Source organism: Seonamhaeicola marinus (assembly GCF_008085455.1).
On sequence record NZ_VSDQ01000077.1, the window covers coordinates 336 to 798 of the forward strand.

The window sequence follows — 463 nt, forward strand, 5'->3', positions numbered from 1 at the left end:
CGCCTTCTTTTCCACTCTTCTCCGGATGAAATTGCACACCGTAAAAATTTTCATGTTGCAATGCCGATGCATAATTAATTTCGTAATCGGTAGCGGCAATGGTTTCATTGCAATGTTCGGCATAAAAACTATGTACTAAATACATGTATTCGTTTTCTTTGATGCCTTTAAATAAATCGGATTTTAAATCTTTTATAACATTCCAACCCATTTGTGGCACTTTTACGCTATTTGAAAAACGCTTCACTTTTGTTTGAAAAATTGCTAAACCATCCGTATCACCTTCTTCGGAATGTAAACACATTAATTGCATACCTAAACAAATGCCCAAAACAGGTTGTTTTAACGTTGGTATCAAAGTATCCAAACCACTTTTTTTAAGCATTTTCATGGCTGAACTTGCTTCGCCTACTCCTGGAAAAATCACTTTATCGGCCGCTTTTATTTCTTCAGCATTATTTGA

1 protein-coding gene is annotated in these 463 nt (G+C 35.2%); it reads right to left on the reverse strand.

Annotation, left to right across the window (positions count from 1 at the left end):
• On the reverse strand, nucleotides 1–463 hold a 463-nt coding region (gene hisH / locus FUA24_RS00485; RefSeq protein ID WP_148539598.1), incomplete at both ends, for an imidazole glycerol phosphate synthase subunit HisH.